Consider the following 22,574-nt stretch of genomic DNA (forward strand, 5'->3'; position numbering starts at 1 on the left):
TTACCGCTAGGTCATGCCGTTCGGGCATGTGAGGGGCGTTGTTTGATATCCTGAGAGCCCGTGGACACTTCGGCCACCATTCGAGCCACGGGAGCCCCTTTGCGCAGCGCATCGCAAACCAAGCATCTGTTCGTCACCGGCGGTGTCGCCTCCAGTCTCGGCAAGGGGCTCACGGCCTCCAGCCTCGGCCGGTTGCTCAAGGGGCGCGGTCTGCGGGTCACCATGCAGAAGCTCGACCCCTACCTCAACGTCGACCCCGGCACGATGAACCCGTTCCAGCACGGCGAGGTCTTCGTCACCGACGACGGCTCCGAGACCGACCTCGACGTCGGCCACTACGAGCGGTTCCTCGACACCGACCTGCACGGCTCGGCCAACGTCACCACCGGCCAGGTCTACTCCAACGTCATCGCCAAGGAGCGGCGCGGCGAATACCTGGGTGACACCGTCCAGGTCATCCCGCACATCACCAACGAGATCAAAGACCGCATCCGGGGCATGGCCGGCCCCGACGTCGACGTCGTCATCACCGAGGTCGGCGGCACGGTCGGCGACATCGAGTCGCTGCCGTTCCTGGAGGCCGTCCGCCAGATCAGGCACGAGGTCGGCCGCGACAACGTCTTCTTCCTGCACGTGTCGCTGCTGCCCTACATCGGCCCGTCCGGCGAGCTGAAGACCAAGCCCACGCAGCACAGCGTGGCCGCGCTGCGCAGCATCGGCATCCAGCCCGACGCGATCGTGCTGCGCTCCGACCGTCCCGTCCAGACGGTGATCAAGCGCAAGATCAGCCTCATGTGCGACGTCGACGAGGACGCCGTCGTCTCCGCCGTCGACGCCGCCTCCATCTACGACATCCCCAAGGTGCTGCACGCCGAGGGCCTCGACGCCTACGTCGTGCGCCGCCTCGGCCTGCCCTTCCGCGACGTCGACTGGAAGGAGTGGGAGCAGCTCCTGCGCCGCGTGCACCGCCCGGCCAAGGAGGTCACGATCGCGCTGGTCGGCAAGTACATCGACCTGCCCGACGCGTACCTGTCGGTCACCGAGGCGCTGCGCGCCGGCGGCTTCGCCAACGACGCGCGGGTCAACATCCGCTGGGTCAAGAGCGACGACTGCGAGACCCCCGAGGGCGCCGAGCGCGAGCTCGACGGCGTCGACGGCGTGCTGATCCCCGGCGGGTTCGGCGTGCGCGGCATCGAGGGCAAGATCGGCGCCATCCGGCACGCCCGCGAGGGCCGGATCCCGCTGCTCGGCATCTGCCTCGGCATGCAGGGCATGGTCATCGAGGCCGCCCGCAACATGGCCGGCATCGAGGACGCCAACTCCGCCGAGTTCGACCCCGACACCAAGCACGCGGTCATCTCCACCATGGCCGACCAGGAGGACGTCGTCGCCGGCGAGCGCGACATGGGCGGCACCATGCGGCTCGGCAGCTACACCGCCAAGCTCGGCGAGGGCACCCTGGCCAGGCAGCTCTACGGCGGCAAGGCCAAGGCCGACGAGCGCCACCGTCACAGGTACGAGGTCAACAACGCCTACCGCGAGCGCCTGGAGAACGTCGGCCTGGTCTTCTCCGGCCTGTCGCCCGACGGCCGCCTGGTGGAGTACACCGAGCTGCCCCTCGACGTGCACCCGTTCTTCATCGGCACGCAGGCGCACCCCGAGTTCCGCTCCCGTCCCACCCGGGCCAACCCGATGTTCAAGGGCCTCATCGGCGCCGCCCTGGCCTACGCCGACAGCCGCGTGACCACCAAGGTCGGCAAGTGAACGTCACCGGAGCGGCGAGCCTCGGCCCGGAGGCGGTAGCTTGCGTGACCATGGAGGACCGGAAGCGAGTGCGGCCATGATCAGAGACACGCCCGAGGCGTGGGACGTCGTCGCGTCCAAGGAACACTTCCAGGGCTACGTGATCAAGGTCGTCACCGACACGGTCAGGATGCCCCAGGACGAGGTCGCCGACCGCGACTACGTCGTCCATCCCGGCTCGGTCGCCGTGCTCGCGCTCGACGACCGCGACCGCGTCCTGATGATCAGGCAGTACCGCCACCCCACCCGGCAGCTCATGTGGGAGCTGCCGGCCGGCATCCGCGACGTGGCGGGCGAACCGCTCGCCGACACCGCGGCCCGCGAGCTCGCCGAGGAGGCCGGCTACCGCGCCGACACCTGGCACACCCTGGTCGACCTGCGCTCCTCTCCCGGCATGACCGACGAGCGGATCAGGGTCTTCCTCGCCCGCGGCCTGAGCAGGATCCCCGACGAGGAGAACACCTTCGTCCACCGGCACGAGGAGATCGGCATGCCGGTCGAATGGGTGCCGCTGTCCGACGCGGTCGAGAAGGCGCTCATGGGAATGATCCACAATTCCCCGGCCGTGGCCGGTATCCTCGCCGCATATGCGGCTTCGGTTGAGGGATTCGCCCTGTTGCGCCCCGCCGACGCCCCGGAGGCGTGACGGAAGGACCATGTCGTGGAGGCGGTGCTCTCCAGCTACCTCGCCCATCTGGCGGTGGAGCGGGGCCTGGCTGCCAACACGCTCGCGTCCTACCGCCGTGACCTGCGGCGATACTTCGAACATCTGCAGGCGCGCGGGCGGCTGAAGCTCGACGAGGTGGGGGAGGCCGACGTCCAGGCCTTCCTCGCCGCGCTGCGCGAGGGCGACCGGGAGCATCCCGCCCTCGTGGCCAGCTCGGCCGCGCGGGCCGTCTCGGCCGTACGGGGGCTCCACCGGTTCGCCCTGCGCGAAGGCGTCACGGCCCACGACCCCGCCCACGAGGTGCGCCCGCCGCGCCAGCTGCGCAGGCTGCCCAAGGCGATCGCCGTCGACGAGGTCGAACGCCTCATCGCCGCCTCCGGCCCCGACGGCGCCCCGCTCACCCTGCGCAACCGCGCCCTGCTGGAGGTCCTGTACGGCACCGGCGCCCGCATCTCAGAAGCCGTCGGCCTGGCCGTGGACGACCTCGAACCCGACCAGGTGCGGCTGCGCGGCAAGGGCGGCCGCACCCGCGTCGTCCCGCTCGGCCGCTACGCCCGCTCGGCGCTCGACGCCTACCTCGTCCGCGCCAGGCCCGGCCTGCTGGCCCACGGCCGCGGCACCCCCGCGGTCTTCCTCAACGCCCGCGGCGGCCGGCTGACCAGGCAGGGAGCATGGGAAGTGCTCCAGGCCGCGGCCGAACGCGCCGGCCTGGCCGGCATCAGCCCGCACGTCCTGCGTCATTCCTTCGCCACCCACCTGCTCGACGGCGGCGCGGACGTCCGGGTGGTCCAGGAGCTGCTCGGTCACGCCTCCGTCACGACCACGCAGGTCTACACCCTGGTGACGGTCGACAAACTCCGTGAGGTCTACGCCGCGGCGCACCCGCGCGCCCGGCAGTGATCTATAGTCTTTTGCGCGTGCGCGGTGCCCCGGCGTGCCGCCTTGCCGCGTTTAGTGGTGACGCCATAGTGTCCGTCCGGACGGTCCGGTTCGGGATCGTCAGGGAGGTTCGAGCTGGTGACTGTGACGACCAAGGGTTCGACCCCGGGGACCCCCGACAACCCCTGGGGTGACACCAAGACCAACGCGCCTTCCAACGGCGTCAACCTGGGCCCCACCCAGCGCCCGCGGCCGGTGTTCCCTGAACCGGTCCCGCCGCAGGTGCACGGCCCGGCGCGAGTGGTCGCGATGGTCAACCAGAAGGGCGGCGTCGGCAAGACGACCACCACCATCAACCTGGGCGCGGCGCTGGTCGAGTGCGGGCTGAAGGTGCTGCTGGTCGACTTCGACCCGCAGGGCGCGCTCTCGGTCGGCCTGGGCATCAACCCGCTCCAGCTCGACCTGACCGTCTACAACCTGCTGATGGACCGCGGCGTCACCGCCGAGGACGTCCTGCTGGAGACCGGCGTCGAGGGCCTCGACCTGCTGCCCAGCAACATCGACCTGTCGGCCGCCGAAGTGCAGCTCGTCACCGAGGTCGCCCGCGAGCAGGTGCTCGGCCGGGTGATCAAGCCGCTGCTGCCGCACTACGACGTCTGCCTCATCGACTGCCAGCCGTCGCTCGGCCTGCTCACCATCAACGCGCTGACCTGCGCCCACGGCGTCATGGTGCCGCTGGAGTGCGAGTTCTTCGCGCTGCGCGGCGTGGCGCTGCTCATGGACACCATCTCCAAGGTCCAGGAGCGGCTCAACGAAGACCTCGAGATCGAGGGCCTGCTCGCCACCATGTACGACGCCCGTACCCTGCACGGCCGCGAGGTGCTGGCCCGCGTGGTGGAGGCGTTCGGCGACAAGGTGTTCCACACGGTGATCAACCGTACGGTCCGCTTCCCCGACGCCACCGTCGCCGGCGAGCCGATCACCACCTTCGACCCGTCGTCCCTGGGCGCCAACGCCTACCGCGAACTGGCCCGCGAGGTGCTCTCGCGCTGGCCGGCTCCTGCGACAATGGCCAGGTGACCGCAGAGCAGACCGAGGCCCCCCAAGGCTTCCAGGTACACCTGGACGTCTTCGAAGGCCCCTTCGACCTGCTCCTCGGCCTGATCGCCAAGCACAAGCTCGACATCACCGAGGTCTCGCTCTCCAAGGTCACCGACGAGTTCATCGCCTACATCCGGTCCAGGGGCCCGGAGTGGGACCTCGACCAGACCAGCCACTTCCTGCTGGTCGCGGCCACGCTGCTCGACCTGAAGGCGGCCCGGCTGCTGCCGTCCGGCGAGGTGGAGGACGAAGAGGACCTCGCGCTCCTGGAGGCCAGAGACCTGCTGTTCGCCCGGCTGCTGCAGTACAAGGCGTACAAGGAGGTCGCGAAGGTCTTCGCGGGGCGGATGGCCGAGGAGAGCCTGCGTTTCCCCCGCACGGTGTCGCTGGAGCCGCAGTTCGCCAACCTGCTGCCCGAGCTCATCCTCGGCATCGGGCCCGAGCAGCTGGCCCGCATCGCGGCCAAGGCGTTCACCCCGAAACTGCCGCCCACCGTCAGCGTCGGCCACATCTACCAGCCGCTGGCCAGCGTCAAGGAGCAGGCGGCCATCCTGGTCATGCACCTGCGCAGGCTGCGCCGGGCCACCTTCCGCGCGCTGACGGCCGACTGCGAGGGCACCTTCGAGGTCATCGCCCGCTTCCTGGCGGTGCTGGAGCTGTTCCGGGAGTCCGCGGTGACGTTCGAGCAGGTCGAGGCGCTGGGAGAGCTCCACGTGACCTGGACGGGCGCCGACGACGGCGACGTCGCGGTGGGGGACGACTACGAGGATTCCGCGGAGAAACCATCGAATGACTGACAACCCCAACCCCCTGCCGGGCCCCCGTAAGGCCCCCGACTCGGGGTCGCCGCTGCCCGCCTGGATGACTCTCCCGGGCTCCCTCGTCCAGCCGGCCTCCCCGGAGGAGGCGTCCGCCCTGCCCGCCGGCCCCGACCTGCCGGTCACGCCGCCGGAGCCCTCGCCGTCGCCATCGCCCTCGCCGGAGCCCTCGCCCTCGCCGTCGCCGGAGTCGCTGTCCGCCGGGTCTTCTTTTCCCGAGTCGCCTTCCGCGGGCCCCGAGCGGCCCTCGGACACCGCTCCCGACCCGGAGACCGACCAGCAGGCCGACCAGCAGGACACCCCGGAGGACGACGTCCAGGCGGAGGGGCCCGCTCTTGAGGCGGCGCTGGAGGCCATCCTGATGGTCGTCGACGAGCCCGTCGCCGAGATCACGCTGGCCCAGGTGCTGGAGCGCCCCACCCACGAGGTCGCGGCGGCGCTCAGGAGGCTGGCGGCGGAATATACGGCGGCCGGGCGGGGTTTTGATCTGCGGGAAGTCGCGGGTGGCTGGCGTTTCTACACGCGGGCCGACTGCGCGGCGCTGGTCGAGCGGTTCGTCCGCGACGGCCAGCAGACGCGGCTGACCCAGGCCGCGCTGGAGACCCTCGCGGTCGTGGCCTACCGGCAACCGGTGAGCCGCGCCCGTGTCGCCGCCGTGCGCGGCGTCAACAGCGACGGCGTCATGCGGACGCTCGTCGCCAGGGGGCTGGTCGAGGAGGCCGGCACCGACCCGGAGAGCCAGGCAGTGCTCTACCGGACAAGCTCATACTTCCTGGAACGTCTGGGACTACGGGATCTGAGCGAGCTTCCCGAGCTCGCCCCCTTCCTCCCCGACGACGTGGAGAACCTCGAGGAGACAACAAAGTGATCAACAGGCGCAGCACCCCGTCCGGTGATGGACGCGGTCGTGGACGTACCGGCGGCTCCGGCCGCGGCGGGCGTCCCGCCTTCCGCTCCGACGACAACCGCCGCGACGGCTCCGGCGGCGGCTTCGGCGGGGCCGACCCCCGCCGCGACTCCCTTCGTGCCGACCGCGGCGGCGCCCGCGCCCGCTTCGGCGACCGCGACGACCGCCCCCGCCAGGACTCCGGCTCCCGCGGCGGCGAGCGCTCCGGCCGTCCCGCCTCCGGCGGCGACCGCTTCGGGCGCTCCGGCGGCGAGCGCTCCGGCCGCCCTGACTTCGGCGGCGACCGTTCGGGTCGTCCCGGCTTCGGTGGTGACCGTTCGGGTCGCCCTGGCTTCGGTGGTGACCGTTCGGGTCGTCCCGCGTCCGGTGGCGACCGCTTCGGCCGTTCCGGTGGCGACCGTGACGGTTACTCGCGCGGCGACCGTGACGGTTACTCGCGCGGCGACCGGGCGGACCGTCCGGCGCGTGACGACCGCGACGGCCGTTACCAGCGCGCCGACCGGCCCGCCGGTGGCGACCGCGGCGACCGCTTCCGTGACGACCGTCCCCGTGACGACCGCGGTGACCGCGGCCCGCGCGGCGACCGTTTCGACCGTCCGCGCCGTGAGGGCGGGTTCGAGCGTCCGCGCCGTGAGGGCGGGGACCGGCCGCGTGGCGAGGGCTTCGGCGGGGCTTCCCGGTCCGGCGACCGGGGCAGGTTCGGCGACGACCGGCGCGGCGGCTACGGCGCCGACCGGCGCGGCGAGCGCGGCGGTCACGCCGGTGGCGAGCGCGGCGGATACTCCGGCGACCGTGGTGGGTACTCCGGCGAGCGCGGTGGCTTCTCGGGTGACCGCGGCGGCTACTCCGGCGAGCGGGGTGGCTACTCCGGCGACCGTGGCGGGTCCTCCGCGGGCCGTGGCGGCTACGGCGGCGACCGGCGCGGTGAGCGCGGCGGTCAGGCCGGTGGCGAGCGCGGCGGTTACGCCGGTTCCCGGGGCGGCGGGCGTCCCGTGCGTGGCGGTGACGGCGAGCGTCAGGAGCGCGGCGGCTTCCGTGCCGACCGCGGCGGACGCAGGGACGACGCCCCCAGGTCCGGCTCCGCCGGCAACACCCGCGCCCGTTTCGGCAGGCGCGAGGACAACCCCCGTGGGCAGCAGCCGCGTGCCCCGAGGCGCGACGACGTGCAGACGCTCGGCGGCGGACGGCGTCCGGCCGGCTCCGAGAGCCCCCAGGCCAGGCGCGTCAAGGCCGCCCGCCAGCCGCTGCGCGACCGTGCCTTCTACGACGACGACTACACCGACGAGCGCGACACCACCGAGGTGCCCGACGGCGTGCGGCTGCAGAAGGTGCTCGCCCAGGCGGGCGTGGCCAGCAGGCGCGCCTGCGAGGAGATGATCGGCGACGGCCGCGTCACGGTCAACGGCCAGGTCGTGCGCCGGTTCGGCGCCAAGGTCGACCCCGCCACCCAGGTCATCCACGTCGACGGCAAGCGCATCCCGACCGCCCCCGACCTCGTCTACTACGCCCTCAACAAGCCGATCGGCGTCGTGTCCACCATGGACGACCCGCAGGGCCGTCCGTGCCTGGCCGACTACGTCGAGGAGCTGGCGCCCCGCCTGTTCCACGTGGGTCGGCTCGACACCGAGACCGAGGGCCTGCTGCTGCTCACCAACGACGGCGAGCTGGCCAACCGGCTGACGCACCCGAGCTACGGGGTGCAGAAGAAGTACTGGGCCAAGGTGCCGGGGCCGATCCCGCGCGACCTGGGCCGCAGGCTCAAGCAGGGCATCGAGCTGGAGGACGGCATCGCCAAGGCCGACAGCTTCGCCATCGTGCAGGAGCACGGCCAGCAGGCGCTGGTCGAGGTGGTGCTGCACGAGGGCCGCAAGCACGTCGTGCGGCGCATGCTGGAGGAGGCCGGTCACCGGGTGATCGACCTGGCCCGGATCGAGTTCGGTCCGGTGAAGCTGGGCCGCACCAAGGCCGGCACGGTCCGCGCGCTGAGCCTGAAGGAGGTCGGCGACCTTTACGCGGCCGTGAAGCTGTAATCTGGCCGGAACGCAGGGGCCCGTGCGCATCTCCGCACGGGCTCTCCCGCTATGGAAGGGGATAAGGGCGCATGGTGCGGGCGATCCGCGGGGCGATCCAGGTGGACGCCGACGACCGCGACTCGATCATCCAAGGGACGACCGAGCTGGTCCAGGCGATCATGGAGCGCAACAGCCTGACCACCGACGATGTGATCAGCGTGCTGTTCACCGCCACCCCCGACCTGAAGTCCGAGTTCCCCGCCCTCGCCGCGCGCAAGCTGGGTTTCCACGACGTGCCGCTGATCTGCTGCACCGAGATCGACGTGCCGGGGGCGCTGCCGCGCGTGGTGCGTCTGATGGCGCATGTGGAGACCGACCGTCCGCGGGCAGAGATGCAGCATGTGTATCTGCGGGGCGCGGTGGCGCTGCGGCAGGACATCGCCCAGTAGGCGACCGGCGTGAGCCGGATCGTCGTGCGGCACGTGCCTGACGGACACGGCAGGCAACACTCTCACTAGCCCGATAAATCAGGACATCGATATGGCCTCGGAACTCCGTACCGTGCTCGTCGTCGGCACCGGTCTCATCGGCACCTCGGCGGCCCTGGCGCTGCGCAAGCACGACGTGCGGGTGCTGCTCGCCGACCGTGACGCGGGCGCCGTGCGGCTGGCCAGGGAACTGGGCGCGGGCGAGGAGTGGGAGCCGGAGCGGCTGCCCGCCGGTCAGGTCGACCTGGCGGTCATCGCGGTGCCCCCGGCGCACGTGGCCGACGAGCTGCTGAAGCTGCAGAGCCGCGGCGTGGCCCGCTTCTACACCGACGTCGCCAGCGTCAAGGCCGAGCCCATCCGCATGGCCGCCCGGCTCGGCTGCGACCTGACGACCTACGTCGCCTCCCACCCGCTGGCCGGGCGGGAGAAGTCCGGGCCGGGGGCGGCCAGGGCCGACCTGTTCCTCGGCCGGCCGTGGGCGCTGTGCCCGACCGGCGAGGCCGCCGACGACGCCAGGGCGGCGGTGCTCAGGCTGGTCGAGCTGTGCGGCGCCAACCCGGTCGAGGTGGGCGCGGAGGAGCACGACCGCGCGGTCGCCGTCGTCTCGCACGCCCCCCACGTCGCCGCCTCGGCCGTGGCGGCCCGCCTGGCCGACGCCACCGAGGTCGCGCTCGGCCTGGCCGGGCAGGGGGTGCGCGACGTGACCAGGATCGCGGGCGGCGATCCCGGGCTCTGGCTCGGCATCCTGTCGGGCAACGCGACCCCGGTCGCCGAGGTGCTGGAGGCGGTCTCCCGCGACCTGGCCGAGGCCGCGACCGCGCTGCGCTCCCTGGCCGAGGGCGACGGCACCGCGAGCGGCGACCTCACCCAGCTCCTCAAACGCGGCGTCGCCGGGCACGGGCGCATCCCGGGCAAGCACGGAGGTCCCGCCCCCGCGTACGTGGTCGTCCAGGTGGTCATCGGCGACCGTCCCGGGCAGCTCGCGCGGCTGTTCCAGGTGTGCGACGAGGTCGGCGTCAACGTCGAGGACGTGCGGCTGGAGCACGCGCCCGGCCTGCCCCTGGGCATCGCCGAGCTGTGGGTCCAGCCGGACGCGGCCGCCCCGCTCGCCGACGCCCTGCGCGAACGCGGCTGGCAGGTCCCCTGACGTCCGCTGACCGGGGCCATTGAGCGCGACGTGACGGGCGGGCGCCCAGCGCGCCGCCCACGGCGTCAGTCGGCCGTGCGTTCCAGCCTGCGGCGGGCGCGTTCCACGGCGACCGGCAGGCCGCGCCGGGCGGCCAGGGCCCTGGGCAGCCGCCGTACGGCGGTGCGCAGCCCCTCCCGGCCCGCCGGACCGGCCAGCAGCGCCTCCAGGGACCGACGCGCCACCACCGGCCAGGGACGGCGCAGCACGGCGGTCAGCACGGCGTTGCGCGCCGCCAGCGCCTGCCTGCCGCGCGGGTCGCGGGCGGGGGAGGGGTGGTGGTGGGCGACGACGTCGTCCACGTAGGCCAGCCCCCAGCCGCGCGCGGCCAGGTCAACGGCCAGCCGTTCCTCCTCGCCGAAGAAGAAGATCACGTCGTCGAAGCCGCCCGCCTCCAGGAACGCCTCCCTGCGCACGACGGCCCCGCAGGCCAGGAAGCCCAGCACGCTCGGCCCCGGCAGGTCGTCCTCGACGCCGAGCGGGGAGTCGCGCATCGCCTGTGAGACCGCGTCCAGCCGCTCCTGCGGCCCGACCAGCACGCGCGCGCCCAGCACGGCCAGGCGGGGGTGGGCGTCCAGCACGTCGGCGGCCAGCTCCAGGGCGCCGGGCGCCCACCAGGAGTCGTCGTCGGCGAAGGCGACGTAGGGGGTCTCGGCCAGGCGCACGCCGACGTTGCGGCCCGGCGCGCCCAGGTTGGACCCCGCCTCGACCACCTGGACGTCGGGGAAGTGCTTGCGGACGAACCCGGCGGTCCCGTCGGAGGAGCCGTTGTCGACGAGGATCACCGGCCTCGGGTGGCGGGGGATCGTCCGGGCCAGCGTTCTGACCCGGTCCCTGGTGGCCACCACGACCGTGACCCGCGCTCGGTTCGTCTCCGTCACGCCGGACCTCCTTACCTGGGCCGACGCTCTTACTCCTCGCCGGCGGGATTGACGGCGGGACGCAGGAGGCGTACAAAGGTCGGTAACAGCGTTACCGAGAAGAAACGGTGTTACTCACATGGCGGTCACCGCGTACCGGCAAGCCCAGCAGGAAGGCCAGAGCGTGGTCAGGACGGCCATCCTCGACGCCGCCAAACACCTGCTCGTCGCCGAGGGCCCGGCGGCGCTCACCGTCCGGCGCATCTCCGGCGAGGTCGGCTGCTCCACGAAGGTGATCTACACCCTCTTCGGCGGCAAGGACGGCCTCAGCGAGGCGCTGTGGCTGGAGGGCTTCGCCCGGCTGGAGGCGCGCCTGCTGGCCGTCCCCGCGCAGGACGACCCGCTCCCGGCGCTGCACGCGGGCCTGGCGGCCTACCGCGAGTACGCGCTGGACGAACCCGACTACTACCGGGTCATGTTCCAGAACGCGATGCACGGCTTCCAGCCCGCCCCCGACGCGGTCGCGGCCGGACGGCGCACCTTCGACATCCTGGTCGAGGCCGTGGCCGCCTGCCTGGAGTCCGGACGGCTGCGCGGGGCCGCCGCCGGCGAGATAGCCGACGTGCTGTGGATGGCGATCCACGGCGCGGTGAGCCTGGAGATCTCCGGCTTCTTCGACAGCGCCGAGGCGGAGCGGCGCTACCGGCTGCTCTACACCTCCGTGCTCACGCCGTTCCTGACCTGAGAGGAAGCGCACGATGACCAGCACCCCCTTCCGCAACGGCTTCGCACCCGCGACGGAGGAGATCACGGCCTTCGACCTGGAGGTCACCGGCCGCATCCCCGCCGAGCTCGACGGCCGCTACCTGCGCAACGGCCCCAACCCGCTCAGCCTCGACGACCCGGCCGCCACCCACCTGTTCATGGGGGAGGGCATGGTCCACGGCGTGCGGCTGCGCGGCGGGCGGGCCGAGTGGTACCGCAACCGGTGGGTGCGCAACGCCGAGGTGGCCCGCCGGCTGGGCGAGCCGCCGGCGCCGGGCCCGGTGCACGCGGGCATGGACTTCGCGGCCAACACGCACGTCATCGGCATCGCCGGGCGCACGTTCGCGACCGTCGAGGCGGGCGGGCTGCCGTACGAGCTGAGCTACGAGCTCGACACGGTCGGCGCGTGCGACTTCGTCGGCGGCCTGCCCGGCGGGTACGCCGCCCACACCCACCTCGACCCGGTCACCGGCGAGCTGCACGCGATGGCCTACTTCGCCGGCTGGGACCACCACCAGCACATCGTGATCGACCCCAAGGGCGTGGTCGCCCAGGTCAGGGACATCCCGGTCGCCGACCGCCCGATGCTGCACGACTTCGCGCTGACCCGCCGGCACGTCGTGATCTACGACCTGCCGGTCACGCTCAGCATGGCCCACGCCGAGCGCGGCGCGCCGCTGCCGTACGCGTGGGACGACGCCCGGCCCGCCCGGCTCGGCCTGCTCTCCCGCGAGACCGGCGACGTGCAGTGGGTGGAGATCGACCCGTGCTGGGTCTTCCACACCCTCAACGCCTACGACGACGGCGACCAGGTCGTGGTGGACGTCGTCCGCTACCCCAAGCGGTTCGTGGACGCCCGGCTCGACCTCGGCGGCGCCCCCACGCTCGACCGGTGGCGCATCGACCCCGTCGCGGGCCGGGTCACCACCACCCGCCTGGACGACCGTCCCCAGGAGTTCCCCCGCATCGACGAGCGCCGCACCGGCAGCCCGTACCGCTACGGCTACACCTCGGCCGCCGCCGACCTGCACGACGTGATCTACCCGGCCGCCGAGCTGGAGGACCTGCCGGACGAGGCGTTCGACAACACGCTCATCAAGCACGACCTGGAACGCGGCACGCAGGAGGCGCGGCGGTTCGGGCGCGGCGCGTACGTGGGGGAGCCGGTCTTCGTGCCCTCCGGCGCCGCCGAGGACGACGGCTACCTGCTCACCTACGTCAACGACCCGGCCAGGGGAGCGGCCGACCTGGTGATCCTGTCGGCCCGGGACTTCGCCGGCGAGCCGGTCGCGGTCGTGCACCTCCCCGCCAGGGTCCCGCTCGGCTTTCACGGGAGCTGGATCGCGGACTGACCGGAGGCGGTAGCCTCTTCAGGTTGGGGAAACACACGTGAAGAGGGAGAGGCCGTGTCCGGTCTGGTCGTCGCCATGGACGGTCCTTCGGGGTCGGGCAAGTCGAGCGTGTCGCGCGGGGTCGCCCGTGCGCTGGGCCTGCGTTACCTCGACACCGGGGCCATGTACCGGGCGATGACGTGGTGGATGCTCCGGCAGGGCGTCGACCTGGCCGATCCCGAGGCGATCGCGGCCCGTTGCGGCGAGCCGTCCATCGTCTCCGGCACCGACCCCGAGGGCCCCGCGATCCTGGTCGACGGCGTCGACGTGGGCGGGCCCATCCGGGAGGCCGAGGTGACCGGCGCAGTCTCCGCCGTGGCCGCCGTCCCCGAGGTGCGCAGGCGGCTGGTCGCGCTGCAGCGGGAGATCGCCGCCGCCGGTGACATCGTGGTCGAGGGCCGCGACATCGGCAAGGTCGTCTGCCCCGACGCGCCCGTCAAGGTCTACCTGACGGCCAGCGCCGAGGCCCGCGCCCGCCGCAGGAGCGCCGAGCTGGCCGGCTCCACGGTGGAGGCGCAGCAGGCCGCCATGGCCCGGCGTGACACCCTGGACTCGACACGTAAGACGGACCCACTCTCGATGGCGGATGGCGCCGTCGAGCTCGACACCACCGCGCTGAACCTCGAAGAGGTCATCGCTGAGGTGCTGAGGCTGGTCAAGGAGCGCACCTGACCTCCAGGTGCGGTACTCACCTAAGGATGAACAACCATGTCAACGGGGGATTGGGTCGAGGCTGACCTCGACGAGCTGGAAGTCACCGAGCACGGCGACACCACGCCTCTGCCGGTCGTGGCCATCGTGGGCCGCCCCAACGTGGGCAAGTCCACGCTGGTCAACCGCATCATCGGTCGCCGTGAGGCGGTCGTGGAAGACGTGCCGGGCGTCACCCGCGACCGCGTCACCTACGACGCCAACTGGCGCGGCCGCCGCTTCACCGTCGTCGACACCGGCGGCTGGGACCCCGACGCCACCGGCATGAACCTGCGCATCGCCGAGCAGGCTCAGGTCGCCGTCGAGCTGGCCGACGTGATCGTGTTCGTGGTCGACGCCACCGTGGGCGCCACCGACGCCGACGAGATCGTGGGCGCGGTGCTGCGCCAGTCGGGCAAGCCGGTGCTGCTGGCCGCCAACAAGGTCGACAACCAGCAGCTGGAGCTGGAGGCCGCCGCGCTGTGGTCGCTCGGGCTGGGCGAGCCCTACCCGGTCTCGGCGCTGCACGGCCGCTCCAGCGGCGACCTGCTCGACGTGGTGCTCGACGCGCTGCCCGAGACGCCGCAGCTGACCTTCGGCGGCGAGCGCGGCCCGGCCCGCGTGGCGCTGCTCGGCAAGCCCAACGTGGGCAAGTCCTCGCTGCTCAACAAGCTGGCGGGGGAGGAGCGGGTGCTGGTCGACCCGATGGCGGGCACCACCCGCGACCCGGTCGACGAGCTGATCGAGCTGGGCGGGCGCACCTGGCGCTTCGTCGACACCGCCGGCATCCGGCGGCGCGACCGCGAGCTGCAGGGCGCCGACTTCTACGCGGCCATGCGCACCCGCGCCGCGCTGGAGCGCTCGGAGGTGGCGATCGTGCTGATCGACGCCAGCGAGCCGCTCACCGAGCAGGACCTGCGGATCATCGGCCTGGTGATCGAGTCGGGGCGGGCCATGGTGGTGGCCTTCAACAAGTGGGACCTCGTCGACGAAGACCGCCGCTACTACCTGGAGAAGGAGATCGACCGGCAGCTCGTGCGCACCCCGTGGGCGCTGCGGGTGAACATCTCCGCCAAGACCGGCCGCCACATGGACCGGCTGGTGCCGGCGCTGGAGAAGGCGCTCGACTCCTGGTCCACCCGGGTCCCGACGGCGCGGCTCAACGCGTTCCTCACCGAGCTGGTGCACGCGACGCCGCCGCCCGTCCGGGGTGGCAAGCAGCCGAAGATCCTGTTCGCCACGCAGGCGTCCGTCGAGCCGCCCAAGTTCGTGCTGTTCACCTCCGGCTGGCTGGAGGACACCTACCGGCGCTTCATCGAGCGGCGCATCCGTGAGGAGTTCGGGTTCGCCGGGTCGCCGATCGACGTCACGATGAAGATCCGCGAGAAGCGCCCCAAGAAGGATAAGTAACGGCGTTGCCGTATCATCTACGGCAACACGTGGACGGAGACGAGTAGCCAGCGGGCCGCACGGGCCCAGAGAGCCGCCGGCAGCTGTGAAGGCGGTCCCGTGTCCGCTGGTGAAGACACTCCTGAGTGCGGGGAGGAAATGCCCCGCCGGCTGACCCCCGTCACCGGGTCGTGGAGGCCGCCCCTCGCGGGGCGGCGAAAGTGCGGTGGCACCGGGAGCTCCCTTCTCCCCCGCACTCCCAAGGGGTCATGCATTTCCTGCAGAGGAGCTGTAATGATCTCTCGTGTCCTGTCGGCGTCGCTCGCTGAGCACGCCGGCCGACGAGTGACGATCGCCGGCTGGGTCCATCGCCGCCGGCACCTGAAATCCGTCTCCTTCCTGGTCGTACGCGACCGTGCCGGGCTGGCCCAGGTGGTCAGCGCGGACGGGGAGCTGCCGCCGGAGGAGAGCGTCGTCCGGGTCACCGGCACCGTGACCCCGGCCGGGCAGGCGCCCGGCGGGGTCGAGCTGACCGGGCCGGAGATCGAGGTCCTGGCCGAGCCCGCGCAGGCGCCGCCGTTCGACCTCTACCGGCCGGTCGTGGCCGCGACGCTGCCGACGGTCCTCGACCACGCGCCCGTCGCGCTGCGGCATCCGCTGCTGCGGGCGCCGCTGGAGATCTCGGCGGCGAGCGTGGCGGGGTTCCGCGAGACGCTGGACGGCCTCGGGTTCACCGAGATCCACACGCCCAAGATCGTGGCCTCGGCCACCGAGTCCGGCGCGAACGTCTTCGGCATCGACTACTTCGGCCGCCGCGCCTACCTCGCGCAGTCGCCGCAGTTCTACAAGCAGACGATGGTCGGGGTGTTCGAGCGGGTCTACGAGGTCGGGCCGGTCTTCCGCGCCGAGCCGCACGACACCGTCCGCCACCTGGCCCAGTACACCAGCCTCGACGCCGAGCTGGGGTTCGTGGCCGACCACCGGGACGTGATGGCGGTGCTGCGGGAGGTCGTCGACGGCATGGTCGAGTCGGTGCGCCGCCGGGCCGGATCAGCCGTCGAGGCGACCGGGGCCGTGCTGCCCGCCGTGCCCGCCGAGATCCCGGCCGTGCACTTCACCGAGGCCCAGCGGCTGACCGGCGAGGATGAGCCCGACCTGTCACCGGCCCAGGAACGGTGGTTGTCGGACTGGGCGCTGCGCGAGCACGGGTCGGAGTTCCTGTTCGTCACCGGCTACCCGATGTCCAAGCGGCCGTTCTACACCCATCCCGACCCGGCCAGACCGGGCTACTCCAACGGCTTCGACCTGCTGTTCAGGGGCCTGGAGCTGGTGACCGGCGGCCAGCGCCTGCACCGGTACGACGACTACGTCCAGGCCCTGGACGGGGACGTGGAGCCGTACGAGGGCTACCTCCAGGCGTTCCGGTACGGGATGCCACCGCACGGCGGGTTCGCGCTCGGCCTGGAACGCTGGACGGCCCGGCTGACCGGCGCCGCCAACATCCGGCAGACCACCGCCTTCCCCCGCGACCTGCACCGCCTGTCGCCCTGACCGGCGGCGCCGCCTGATCCGCGGTCAGGATTCGGGGTCGGGGACGGCGTCCGCGAGGGCGGGCGCCGCCTCCGGCAGGGCGCGGCGGGGCATGAGCAGCGCCACCGCCGCCCCCAGCAGGCAGACGAACGCCGTGAGCAGGAACATCTCGGTGTACTCGATGTGCAGGGCGGCGTCGACCTGGGCCAGGTAGTCGGCCAGCCGCCGCTGGTAGGTCTGCGCGTCCACGCCGAACGGCAGCGGCGTGTCCAGGTCGGCGGTCAGCGACTGGAACCGGTGGAAGCCCCACGCCGACACGCCCGCCACGCCGACGAGCATGCCCATCATCCTGGCCACCACGACCGCCGCCGAGGCGACGCCGTGCTGGACGGCCGGGCTCACCCGCAGGACCGCCGACGAGACCGGCGCGATCACCAGCCCGAGGCCGAGCCCGGCCACGACCAGGTCGGCGTCCACGGCCAGGCCCGCTGCGGCCAGGTCGAGCGGCCAGCGGCTCATCAGCCAGTATCCGGCCGCGGCGAGCAGCAGGCCGGGCACCGCCACCGCGCGTTCGCCGGCCCGCCGGGCCAGCACGCCGCCGAGCAGCGCGCCCACGGCCAGCGCGCCGAGGAACCGGGCCAGGACCAGCGCCGCGCCCAGGGCGTCCTTGTCCAGCAGCGTCTGGGCGGCGAACTGCACGAACACCATCGTCACCAGCAGGGCCGCGCCCGCCAGGAAGCTCACGCCCAGCGTCGCCAGCAGCGGTGACTTGCGGGCGGCCGACAGGTCGAGCAGCCGGACGGGGGAGCGGATCTCCCACCAGACGAACACGCCGCCCGCCACCGCGCCGGCCGCGATCACCGGCGGCCCCCACGGCGGCAGCACGGTCGTGGCCGGGTCGGGGTTGTACAGGCCGACGACCAGGAGGGCCAGCGCCAGCGCCAGCAGCGCACCCCCGACGACGTCGACGCGGGCCGTGCCGGACGGCGGCCCGGCCGGGACCGTACGCTGCACGGCGACGGCGGCCAGGGCGGCGAGGGGCACGTTGACCCAGAAGATGGCGTGCCAGCCGCCCAGCTCCACGCCCGCGACGGCGACCGGCGGGACCAGCGCCAGCACGCCGCCGTACAGGGGGCCGAGGGCGCTGCCCAGCTCCTGCGCCGCGCCCACCGCGCCCAGCGCGAGCGGCCGGTCGCGCGCCTCCCACAGGTCGCCGATCAGCGCCATCGTGATCGGCAGCAGCGCCCCGCCCGCCACGCCCTGGACCGTACGGCCCGACACCACCATCGCCTCACCGGCCGCCAGCGCGGTCAGCACCGAGCCGAGCGCGAACGCCGCCAGGCAGGCGTGGATCAGCGGCCGCCGGCCGTGACGGTCGGAGAGCTGGCCGAGCAGCGGCATCGCGGCGACGTAGCCGAGCAGGAACCCGGTGACGACCGGCGTGACCCGCTCCAGGTGGTTCTGCGGCACGCCGACGTCGTGGGCGATGTCCATCAGTACCGTCACGACCACGTAGGCGTCGAGCGCGGCCAGCAGCACCACCGCGCCGCCCGCGCCGAGCGCGACCCGGCGGGCGCGGTCCGCCGGGACGTTCCGGCTCACCCGGCTCACCCGGCTCACCCGGCTCATCCGGACGGGGGCGGCGTGATCGTGACCGGCGCGTCGTAGTCGCTGAACGTCACCGTCACCGTGCCGTTCTGCAGCGGCAGGCTTGCCTTGGTGAGCCTGCCGGTGGCCTTGTCGATCCAGACCTTGCCGTTGACGCCCTGCGTGACGCCCGGGACGATCTGCCCGACGACCTGCCCGGAGAACGTCGTGGCCACCCGGTACGAGCCGTCCTCGACCGCCTCCACCCTGGGGTCGGTCGCCGAGGCGAGCAGCTGCGCGATGCCCTTGGCCGGGTTGAGGATCACCGACGGGTCGTAGAACTGGGCGAGCTGCTGCCTGGTCATCGTCTGGAAGCCGCCGGTCGGCCCCTTGAAGTGCACGGTGTCGCCGATCACGGCGAAGGTGATCTCCTGCAGGGTGCCCAGCACCTCCAGCGTGATCGTGCCGTCGGCGTCGCCCGCCGAGGTGAGCCTGCCGTCGGCCTTCTTGAGCGGCACCTGGGGCTTGCCCTCCGTGGCGATCGAGAAACCGGCCGACCTGACGGCCTTCATGGCCTCCGACGACTTCTTCATCAGGTCGGGCCCGGCGGGGAGCTCGTCACCCCCGCCGCCACCCGCGGAGCAGGCCGGCATCAGCGCGAGCACGACAACGATCAGCAGCTTTCGGAGCATGAGCGGATCGTAGCGAGCGCCCGGGAACGCCGGTGAGCCGTCGCCGATATCGGTTGGGCCTCAGCGCAGCTTCTTCAGATGGTCGACGATGGGCCCGAACGCCTGCTCCAGGGCTTCCAGCTGGTCGTCGGTGAGCCGGTCGACGAAATGCTCGCGCACGCTCGCGACGTGGTCGGGCGCCACCCGCTGGATCGTGGCCCAGCCCTCGTCGGTCAGGACGGCGAACGTGCCGCGCCGGTCGTCGCGGCAGTCTTCCCTGGTGACCAGCCCTTTGGCCTCCATGCGGGAGATCTGGTGCGACAGCCTGCTGCGCGACTGGATCGTGGCGTCGGCCAGGTCGCTCATCCGCATGCGCCGCTCGGGGCTCTCGGAGAGGTTGACCAGGATCTCGTAGTCGTTCAGCGAGAGCTGGTGCTCCTGCAGCTCCCGGTCGAGGCGGTGCATGAGCAGCTTGTGCAGCGCGAGATGCGTACGCCAGGCACGCTGTTCGGCGGGGGAAAGCCAGCGGGGCGCGCTCATGATCCCCAATCTATCGCACGCCCCCGACGATGCGGCTACCTGCGGGGGGCCGTCGCGCAGGGCCGCCGTACAGTGAGCTGATGGAGGAGAAGTCGGGGGAGAGCCTGGCGACCGTGCTGGTCGCGGGCGCCGCGAACCTGACCATCGCCCTGGCCAAGCTCGTCGCGGGGCTGATCGGCGGTTCGGCCGCGATGTTGTCCGAGGCGGCCCACTCGGCCGCCGACACGATGACCGAGCTGCTGCTGCTGGTCTCCGTACGCCGGGCGGGCAAGCCGCCGGACGAGCGCCACCCGTTCGGCTACGGCAAGGCGGGGTTCTTCTGGGCGATGATGGCGGCGGTCGCGACGCTGGTCGGCGGGGCGGGGTTCTCCGTCACCCACGGGCTGCACGAGATCAGCCACGGCGAGGAGCTGGGCAACCTCACGCCGTCCTACGTCGTGCTGGCCGTCTCGTTCGTGATCGAGGGCATCTCGTTCACCAAGGCGTACTCGCAGTTGCGCGCCGAGGCCGGCAGGTACAAGGTGCGTCCGACGCGGCTGGTGCGCATCACGTCCGACACCGCGCTCAAGGCCGTGCTGTTCGAGGACGCCGCCGCGCTGGTCGGCCTGGTGATCGCGGCGCTCGGGCTGCTCGGCTCGCAGTGGTCCGGCTCGGCCCTGTGGGACGGTGCGGCCTCGGTCGCCATCGGTTTGCTCCTGCTGGTGGTCGCGCTCATCCTGATCCAGTCGAACCTGTCGCTGCTGATCGGCCAGGCCGCCCCCAGGCAGATCGAGGTCGGCATCCGCGCGGTGCTGCTGGCCCAGCCCGAGGTGGACGACGTGGTCGAGCTGCTGACGATGATGATCGGGCCGGGTTCCATCATGGTCGCCGCGAAGATCGACTTCCGGGACGAGGCGAGCGCGGCGGGCGTGGAGATCGCCTGCGACGAGATCGACCGGCGGCTGCGCGACCGCTTCTCCGGCGTCACCCTCGTCTTCCTCGACCCCACCCCCACCCGCCGCCGCTGACGACGTGACCGGTTTCCTCAACGCCCACTGAGCGTCGGCCGAGTCGCTCGGGTACGGCTCGCGCTCAGTCGCCGCGCCGTCCCGGCACAACCGGCCCCGCAGACCGGCATCACGGACGGAGGCTCACGCAGGCACTCTCAGGCGCTCGAGGGCGGCCAGGACGAGGTCGAGGCCGAAGGCGAACTCCTCCGCCGGGTCGTAGCCGGCAGCGGCGAGCACCGCGGCGGACTCGTTGAGGTAGGGGAACTCGTCAGGAGGAAGCTGGGGCAGGAAGACGTCCTCGGTCATGTCCGCGAACTCGTCGGGGGTGTCGAACGGCAGGCTGGCTTCCTGCAGGGCGAAACCGTAGACATAGCTGTCGAGCAGCCAGTTGGCGTGCGTCGCCATCAGGACCGGGAAGCCGGCCCTCCGCAGGCAGGCGGTGACCGCTTCGCGGTGGCGGAGGTTCGCGGGCCCCGGCGATGTCCGCGACTCCATCAGGCCGATCGCCCACGGGTGGCGTGCGAGAACCTGCCGGGCGGATGCCGCCCGGCGTCGCATCGCCGACTGCCAGTCGGTCTCTTCGGGCGGGAGCTCGATCTCCTCGAACACGAGGTCGATCATGGCGTCCAGCAACTCTTCCTTGTTCGCCACGTAGTAGTAGAGCGACATCGCGCCCGCGCCGAGCGCGCCGGCCAGCCGGCGCATGCTCAGCCCGTGGACCCCCTCGCGGTCGGCGAGCCGGACCGCCTCGGCCACCACCCGTTGCCTGCTCAGCGCCGCGTCCGACGTCCCCTGGCGTTGTTCCCTCGCAGACACGGGTCTCCTCTCGCGCGCTCGAACGGCTTGACAATCGTCCGGCGCACGGTCATGGTACAGCGTACTACTCGTAGTACAGCGTACGACGTACGATGTACGAACCAGCCGGAGTCGTAGCTCGGACGTGAGGAGGCTGCTGTGGGAACCGAACCGCGATCGAGTGCCGGAGCACGCCTGATGCCGGGGACGAGTCCGGCCGCGGCGACGACGATGCGGGCCGCCGGCCGGCACCGTTACGGCCTGCCCCCAGCGCTCGAGTCGGCCGAGGTCGGGGCTACCGCTGTCCGGTCGAGGCGATGTGCTCGTCCAGGTGGGCGCGGCCTCGGTACATCCCTGCCGCCAGTCCGGCGGCGGGACCGCTTCTCTCGAAAGAAGAACCGATGACCATCCGAGCGAAAACCCCGAACCTGCTCGACAACCGGTCGGTCCCCGTGCACGCCAAGCTCGTCGCCGCATGGACCAGCTTCATGTTCCTCTACATCTACGTCGACTACTTCCACCTCCACAAGCCCGGCGTCATCGACAACCTCCGTGCCGGCGTCGTCTTCGAGTTCGACGTCAGCCCGACGTTGTTGACCATGATGCTCGCGTCCGTGGCGATCCCGGCCCTGATGGTGATGCTCTCCATGACGCTGCCCGCCCGGGTGAACCGCGCTGCGAACCTCGTCGTCGCCTCGCTCTACATCCCCTACTCGGTGTTCAACGCGGTGGGGGAGTCGTGGGAGTGGGCCCCCTTCTACGGCCTCTCCATCGGAATCGAGGTGCTGCTCCTGGCCTTCGTCCTGCGCTCCGCCTGGACGTGGCCGCGAACCCCCGCCGTCCCGGCCGGTCCCGCGGCGGCCGCCCTTCAACACCTGACCTGAGAAACGGTCCCTAGCCGGGCCTTCGGAACGACGGGACGGGAACGCGCTCGGCCGGCGTGTCGGTGACGACGGCGACCCTGATGTCCGGGGCGGCCCGCCATTCCAGCAGGTGACCGACCGGCAGCGGGTCGACGCCGGTCGTGCGCAGCTCGTCCAGGGTGAGCTCGCCGCGTTTGACCAGGGCTTCCTTACGGGTCCAGTGGCGGATCAGGTCGTCGTTGCCGGTCACCAGGGCGCGTTCGGCGGGGGTGAGAGCGTGGTCGGCCAGGCCCTCGTTCAGCGGGCCCGGCGGCACGTGCTCGGCGTCCACGCCGACCCGGCCGGGGCCGGCCGCGGCGCACACGTAGCCGCGGGTGTGGCTGAAGCTCACGCCCAGGCCGGGGGCCTCGCGCAGGTACGGCCTGCCGTGGCCGGGGCCGTGCACCTCGCAGTGCTGCAGCAGCGTCAGCCCCTCCGGCGGAAGGTCGAGCACGGCCGCGGCGCACAGGCGTACGAGCAGGTGGGCCGCGACGAAACAGGCGCGGTCGGCGGGGAAGACGAACCGGTCGGCGCGTTCGCGCTCGGCCTCGGTCAGCCACGTCTCGGGAGCGCGCACCTCTTCGGGGCGGCCGCCCATCGCCAG

At 72.3% G+C, this 22,574-nt stretch carries 22 protein-coding genes; 16 read left to right on the forward strand and 6 right to left on the reverse strand.

The window, feature by feature from the left end; all coding sequences use genetic code 11:
- Window positions 1-99 precede the first annotated feature (99 nt).
- The 9 genes from ACFYYW_RS00440 (at window position 100) to ACFYYW_RS00480 (ending at window position 9,822) form a co-directional block, all read left to right on the forward strand.
- A complete protein-coding gene (locus ACFYYW_RS00440; protein WP_387643329.1) occupies window positions 100-1,764 on the forward strand; it encodes a CTP synthase in 1,665 nt (554 codons plus the stop codon).
- A gap of 76 nt (window positions 1,765-1,840) precedes the next feature.
- Window positions 1,841-2,449, forward strand: a complete 609-nt coding sequence (locus ACFYYW_RS00445) for an NUDIX hydrolase (RefSeq protein ID WP_352321924.1) — start codon at window positions 1,841-1,843, stop codon at window positions 2,447-2,449.
- 15 nt (window positions 2,450-2,464) lie between these two features.
- Window positions 2,465-3,370, forward strand: a complete 906-nt coding sequence (locus ACFYYW_RS00450; RefSeq protein WP_352321922.1) for a site-specific tyrosine recombinase XerD — start codon at window positions 2,465-2,467, stop codon at window positions 3,368-3,370.
- Between the two features lie 123 nt (window positions 3,371-3,493).
- Window positions 3,494-4,429, forward strand: a complete 936-nt coding sequence (locus ACFYYW_RS00455; protein WP_387645452.1) for a ParA family protein — start codon at window positions 3,494-3,496, stop codon at window positions 4,427-4,429.
- Window positions 4,426-5,247, forward strand: a complete 822-nt coding sequence (locus ACFYYW_RS00460) for a segregation and condensation protein A (RefSeq protein ID WP_387643332.1) — start codon at window positions 4,426-4,428, stop codon at window positions 5,245-5,247. The genes ACFYYW_RS00455 and ACFYYW_RS00460 overlap by 4 nt, the downstream gene beginning before the upstream one ends.
- Window positions 5,248-5,614: 367 nt before the next feature.
- Window positions 5,615-6,136, forward strand: a complete 522-nt coding sequence (gene scpB / locus ACFYYW_RS00465; protein WP_387645454.1) for an SMC-Scp complex subunit ScpB — start codon at window positions 5,615-5,617, stop codon at window positions 6,134-6,136.
- On the forward strand, window positions 6,133-8,205 hold the full coding sequence (locus tag ACFYYW_RS00470) for a pseudouridine synthase (RefSeq protein ID WP_387643334.1): 2,073 nt from the start codon (window positions 6,133-6,135) through the stop codon (window positions 8,203-8,205). The genes scpB and ACFYYW_RS00470 overlap by 4 nt, the downstream gene beginning before the upstream one ends.
- A gap of 71 nt (window positions 8,206-8,276) precedes the next feature.
- Entirely contained in the window at window positions 8,277-8,636 is a 360-nt protein-coding gene (aroH, locus tag ACFYYW_RS00475; RefSeq protein ID WP_352321915.1) for a chorismate mutase, read from the forward strand.
- A 91-nt stretch (window positions 8,637-8,727) separates the two neighbouring features.
- A complete protein-coding gene (locus tag ACFYYW_RS00480; RefSeq protein WP_352321913.1) occupies window positions 8,728-9,822 on the forward strand; it encodes a prephenate dehydrogenase in 1,095 nt (364 codons plus the stop codon).
- A gap of 65 nt (window positions 9,823-9,887) precedes the next feature.
- Here ACFYYW_RS00480 and ACFYYW_RS00485 read toward each other — a convergent pair whose 3' ends face one another.
- Entirely contained in the window at window positions 9,888-10,742 is an 855-nt protein-coding gene (locus ACFYYW_RS00485) for a glycosyltransferase family 2 protein (RefSeq protein ID WP_387643337.1), read from the reverse strand.
- A gap of 118 nt (window positions 10,743-10,860) precedes the next feature.
- On the opposite strand from ACFYYW_RS00485, the gene ACFYYW_RS00490 reads away from it, so the two are divergent.
- The 5 genes from ACFYYW_RS00490 (at window position 10,861) to aspS (ending at window position 16,507) form a co-directional block, all read left to right on the forward strand.
- The gene (locus ACFYYW_RS00490; protein ID WP_387643339.1) at window positions 10,861-11,466 is read left to right on the forward strand and encodes a TetR/AcrR family transcriptional regulator; all 606 of its coding nucleotides are present in this window, start codon (window positions 10,861-10,863) and stop codon (window positions 11,464-11,466) included.
- A 13-nt stretch (window positions 11,467-11,479) separates the two neighbouring features.
- Complete coding sequence (locus tag ACFYYW_RS00495) at window positions 11,480-12,838, forward strand: carotenoid oxygenase family protein (protein ID WP_387643341.1); 1,359 nt, start codon at window positions 11,480-11,482, stop codon at window positions 12,836-12,838.
- Window positions 12,839-12,892: 54 nt separating this feature from the next.
- Window positions 12,893-13,549: a (d)CMP kinase gene (cmk, locus tag ACFYYW_RS00500; protein ID WP_352321906.1), complete on the forward strand. Its 657-nt coding sequence runs from the start codon at window positions 12,893-12,895 to the stop codon at window positions 13,547-13,549.
- 36 nt (window positions 13,550-13,585) lie between these two features.
- Window positions 13,586-14,977, forward strand: a complete 1,392-nt coding sequence (der, locus tag ACFYYW_RS00505) for a ribosome biogenesis GTPase Der (RefSeq protein ID WP_352321904.1) — start codon at window positions 13,586-13,588, stop codon at window positions 14,975-14,977.
- Window positions 14,978-15,250: 273 nt separating this feature from the next.
- A complete protein-coding gene (aspS, locus tag ACFYYW_RS00510) occupies window positions 15,251-16,507 on the forward strand; it encodes an aspartate--tRNA(Asn) ligase (RefSeq protein ID WP_387643344.1) in 1,257 nt (418 codons plus the stop codon).
- Window positions 16,508-16,531: 24 nt separating this feature from the next.
- Here aspS and ACFYYW_RS00515 read toward each other — a convergent pair whose 3' ends face one another.
- From ACFYYW_RS00515 to ACFYYW_RS00525, 3 genes are read right to left on the reverse strand one after another with little or no spacing between them, the layout of a single operon-like run.
- Window positions 16,532-18,088 (reverse strand): MFS transporter, encoded by a 1,557-nt coding sequence (locus ACFYYW_RS00515; protein ID WP_387643346.1) that lies wholly within the window; start codon window positions 18,086-18,088, stop codon window positions 16,532-16,534.
- 23 nt (window positions 18,089-18,111) lie between these two features.
- A complete protein-coding gene (locus ACFYYW_RS00520; RefSeq protein WP_387643348.1) occupies window positions 18,112-18,765 on the reverse strand; it encodes an LppX_LprAFG lipoprotein in 654 nt (217 codons plus the stop codon).
- Window positions 18,766-18,825: 60 nt separating this feature from the next.
- The gene (locus ACFYYW_RS00525; RefSeq protein ID WP_352321897.1) at window positions 18,826-19,284 is read right to left on the reverse strand and encodes a MarR family transcriptional regulator; all 459 of its coding nucleotides are present in this window, start codon (window positions 19,282-19,284) and stop codon (window positions 18,826-18,828) included.
- Between the two features lie 80 nt (window positions 19,285-19,364).
- Here ACFYYW_RS00525 and ACFYYW_RS00530 point away from each other — a divergent pair, with 80 nt between their 5' ends.
- Window positions 19,365-20,291, forward strand: coding sequence for a cation diffusion facilitator family transporter (locus ACFYYW_RS00530; RefSeq protein WP_352321895.1), 927 nt, complete (start codon window positions 19,365-19,367; stop codon window positions 20,289-20,291).
- A gap of 123 nt (window positions 20,292-20,414) precedes the next feature.
- Here the strand turns inward: ACFYYW_RS00530 and ACFYYW_RS00535 are convergent, their stop codons facing one another.
- Complete coding sequence (locus tag ACFYYW_RS00535; RefSeq protein WP_387643351.1) at window positions 20,415-21,089, reverse strand: TetR/AcrR family transcriptional regulator C-terminal domain-containing protein; 675 nt, start codon at window positions 21,087-21,089, stop codon at window positions 20,415-20,417.
- Window positions 21,090-21,469: 380 nt separating this feature from the next.
- On the opposite strand from ACFYYW_RS00535, the gene ACFYYW_RS00540 reads away from it, so the two are divergent.
- Window positions 21,470-21,952 carry a DUF6326 family protein gene (locus tag ACFYYW_RS00540; RefSeq protein ID WP_387643353.1) on the forward strand — a complete coding sequence of 161 codons (483 nt, stop codon included), beginning with the start codon at window positions 21,470-21,472 and terminating at the stop codon, window positions 21,950-21,952.
- A 10-nt stretch (window positions 21,953-21,962) separates the two neighbouring features.
- On the opposite strand, the gene ACFYYW_RS00545 is transcribed toward ACFYYW_RS00540, so the two are convergent.
- On the reverse strand, window positions 21,963-22,568 hold the full coding sequence (locus ACFYYW_RS00545) for a 4'-phosphopantetheinyl transferase family protein (protein ID WP_387643355.1): 606 nt from the start codon (window positions 22,566-22,568) through the stop codon (window positions 21,963-21,965).
- Window positions 22,569-22,574: the final 6 nt, after the last annotated feature.

The sequence above is a fragment of the Nonomuraea sp. NPDC001831 genome (assembly GCF_042892035.1).
Taxonomy (GTDB): Bacteria; Actinomycetota; Actinomycetes; order Streptosporangiales; family Streptosporangiaceae; genus Nonomuraea.